Origin of the sequence: Acinetobacter sp. WCHA29 (assembly GCF_002165335.1) — a bacterium.
Classification (GTDB): Bacteria; Pseudomonadota; Gammaproteobacteria; order Pseudomonadales; family Moraxellaceae; genus Acinetobacter.
This window is the reverse complement of sequence record NZ_NHRQ01000033.1, coordinates 1-3,959: the sequence shown is the minus strand read 5'-3', so window position 1 is coordinate 3,959 and position 3,959 is coordinate 1. Positions and strand designations below refer to the sequence as shown.

At 38.6% G+C, this 3,959-nt stretch carries 2 protein-coding genes; both read right to left on the bottom strand.

What is annotated here, in order from left to right; translation table 11 throughout:
- Nucleotides 1-2,023 (bottom strand): filamentous hemagglutinin N-terminal domain-containing protein (locus CDG59_RS14155; protein ID WP_171295052.1); only part of this gene is annotated, 2,023 nt, incomplete at its 3' end.
- A gap of 22 nt (nucleotides 2,024-2,045) precedes the next feature.
- Nucleotides 2,046-3,725, bottom strand: coding sequence for a ShlB/FhaC/HecB family hemolysin secretion/activation protein (locus tag CDG59_RS14150; protein ID WP_171295051.1), 1,680 nt, complete (start codon nucleotides 3,723-3,725; stop codon nucleotides 2,046-2,048).
- Between the last annotated feature and the right edge of the window lie 234 nt (nucleotides 3,726-3,959).

Below are 3,959 nucleotides of genomic sequence, written 5' to 3'. Positions count from 1 at the left end.
TGGCTTTAATACCCTGATTCAGTTCCTGTTGAATATTGCCAGCACTTAATTTAATTTGTTTCGCTTCAATGACACCATCATTTAAAGTTAAATTTGTTGTGTCTTTAACCTCCACTAAATTTGCAGCTTTTACAGTCGGAGCTGATTTGTCTCCACCAATCACTACATTTTGACCTTTAACTGTTAAATTATTCCCTACTGCAATACCTTGATCTTTACTTACAGCTGATACCGTTATATTGCCTTTGGCTGTGAGTGTTGCATCAGTTGCAACTTTGCTTGTACCTTGTAGCTCAATATCTTTTGTATCACTGCTGATGGTGAGGTTGGTTGCATCTAGTACGCTTGTTGAGCTTTGTTTGATTGAACCCTGAGTGGATTTTAAACTCATGCCTTGTGCTTTGGCTTTGCCCGATACTGTTAAATCCTGTGTTGTGGTCACACTTAGATTTTTTCCTGTACTCAATAATTGTGCTACAAGTTCAGCCTGATTCGCTGTAATGCTTAAATCACCTACACTAGATAAACCCTGACTGTCTTTGCTAAATACCACGCTACCAGCTGTTGATTGAATTGTGGTATTGGCTTTCGATTCACTCACGCCATTTAATGTAACGCCTGTTTTCCCAACAATATTTAAAGCAGTATCTTTCGTAGATTCTGCTAATAATTTGCTATTTTTACCTTGTACCAATGTACTAGCTGAATCTAAACTGATTTTTTGTGCTTTGGCTTCCGCATCTATGTTTAGCGTATTTGTAGTGTTTACACTTAAATTATTTTTTGCAGAGATGAAGGCGTTTAAGTCAGCGTCTTTTGCTGTAACAGTTACATCACCAGTTGTACTACTGATGCCTTTATTCTCAGCTTTAACTGTGGTGATTTTTCCTTGTTTGGCTTGAATATCCGCTTGTCCTGCTTCAATTGCTCCTGCCAAACTTATATTGCCTTGTTCACTAGCAATACTCAGTTGTTTGGTCGCAGCAATTTGCTGATTGGCACTTTGTTGAATATCCTGTTTGGCTTTAAGTTCTGCCAATTCAGTTGAATAGATTACCCCATCGCCCAATACAATTTTATTGGCTGCAAGCTGACTCTTTTCTGCCACAATCGCACTTGAACCTGTTTTAATTTCACTAGCATTTAATAGTACCTGACCTTTTGGTGCAGTCAGTTGAATATTTCCTTGTGCATCCTGTGTAAATTCAGATGCAATCAATTGACCATTTTGAGTAATAAAACCTTGCAATAAATTGTTGATAGAAGCAGCCTGTAAACGAATTAAACCACCTTTGCTTAAAATCGTCCCCGTATTTTCAATACCTAAAGTTTGTAAATCACTATCACCCAACAAAATATTGAGTAAACCTCCGCCTACATCTAGGGTAAAGGCTTCCCCAGCAGCAAGATGAATCGTACCTAATTGAGCAGTAATAAAACCACCTTGTTTAATTTGCGGTGCAATAAATGCCGCAAAACCATTGGGGTTATCAATTTTCTGTCCATTTTGTTCGAGTTGACCTACATCAATATAAGCTCCATTTTCGATGGTAATGGCAGCATCTTTTTTATTACTCTTTTTATTAAACTCTAACTTACCACCTTGCATAAATGCAGCATTTTCAATATCAGCTGTACTGGCAACCAATGAACCCACATTGACAATCGAACCATTTTTAAAGATAATGCCATTTGGGTTGACAATAAATACCTGTCCTTTTGCTGTAATTTTCCCTGCAATTTCGCTGAGATTATTACCTGTAACACGGTTTAAAAGGGCATCACTGCTTTTTTGCTGACGAATATCCACCCAGTCATTTTTACCCACATTAAAACTATCCCAATTCACTACAGCGCGATTACTTTTCTGATCAATCGTCATATAGGTCGAGTTGACATTTTTAATATCCGCTTGCCCAGCAACTACATTTCCACCTTGTGGCAATGCAAAAGCAAAGTTTGGAACAATTAAACTTGCTGCCAATAATGCGCGAATTTCTACAGTTAAATAATTTAGTTTCATGATGTTATTCCTTAAAATCTTATTAGTATTCAAATGACAAGCCAGCAAAAACACGTGGATCGGTCGATTGGTCATACGCTGTTTTACGTTCAATTGGTTTTACTGCTTCTACATAACCATTGATGCCAAAACGTGTCGAAAAACGTAGTCCTAAACCTGCACTTTGAGCCTGTTCTGTATCTGCTTTGGTTTTACCATTGACTGCGTTATAACGTGCCTCACCCCAGTCATAAAAACCATAACTGGTGAGATCCGTATTTAAGATATGACTTTGATGACGTAGCTCCAGTTTGGCAGCAATCCCACGATCTCCTGCAATCTCACCTGGATCATAAGCACGTAGGAAACTATTACCACCGATAACAAACTGTTGACTGGACAATAAATTGTCCTTAGACCATTGACCTGTGACTGCTGAAAGTACCGAAAAACCATAACCCAGAGACTGTAAACGAGCTAAATAGAGATTCTGTTTAAAGAATTGTGGATTGCCTACACCAGCAACACCTGATAACAATGCATCACCCTGTTCACTTGCACCCAATGCATTGAGACCCTTTTGAGTCGAAATATCGAGCTGATTCACGCCATGCCATGTATCCAAATGTTCAGCACGCACGCCTAATGTGATATTTCTAATTTTTTCATCATTATCACGTTGACCATTAAAAGCGTTATCTCGTTGGTTATTATTAAAATCAAGTGAACCATAACTATAGACATTGGTATTACGTGTCCGAATCGCTGGATAATTTAAACCTAGACTCGCAGAAGTGGATTGGCTTTCACTTAAACGTACTCCATTGAGTTCAGGCTTTACCCATGCTCCTGAGAGCGAAGCAGAAGCCTGCAAACCATTTGCCCCGATTGGTACACTACCCTGATAGACAACACTATTAGACTTTTGATCAAATGAACTATTAAACCCCACATAATGTTGTTCAAATAATCCAAATAAATTACCAACAATGGCATAAGATTCCATCCGAATCTTCCCCACAGATTCACTGACCCGATTATGTACCCCCACTGAAAGTTGAATCGGTTTTTTCTGAGCCTGAACCACTAAATCCAGTACACCCACTTGATCGGTTGCTTTAACAAAAGATTGTGATTCAACCCCACCCAAGTCATTATAAAGCAATAAAAAACGCTCTAAGGTTCGTTGCGTTGTGGGTTGCTCAGATTTAATTTTTTCTGCGTATTGTTGTAATAAACCATGTTGGGCGAGTTCTCCACTAAGTTCAACCTGACCAATACGTCCTTCAATCACCTGTAAACGAATTTGTCCATTTTGCACTGTTTGTTGTGGAACAATCACCTGCGATAAAATATAACCCTCACGTTGATAACGTTCCGTTAATTGATTCGCCAGTTGATAAATATCTGCCAGTGTCACTTGTTGTCCAAACTTCGGTTGCCATGCTGATGCCAGTTGTGCGGTTGATAATACTCGGTTTCCCTCTAATTGTAGCGAATTTAGGATAAATCGGACTTGATCTGCACCAGCAGGAACTGGTGAAACCATATTCATTTGTACATTGATATTGGCATCTTGGCGACGTTCTAAAATATTTGGCTGCACCTGTCGAATTTCGAAGGAACTACTGTTGTTCACTGCCGATACAGCAGGTTCAACGGCTTGGACATACATAGGTAAACCGAGCATCAATCCCCATAATATTGTTGTTTTATATTGCATTGTTTTTCCCCACGTTGGTTTGTATAAAAGCATCCTTTATGTAAACGTGGGCAAAACCAATTCGGGTTAAAAATTTTTAAATTTTTTTATCAGACTAGGACTTACGCATTGACAGATTCAAAAAAGTATTAAAATGCTTTATAAAGTATCTGTGATTAGACGAATTAAACATGCTTCTACAGCAACCTGTACTCTACCCATTTATATGGGCTTTCTCATGACAGAACCGAACTC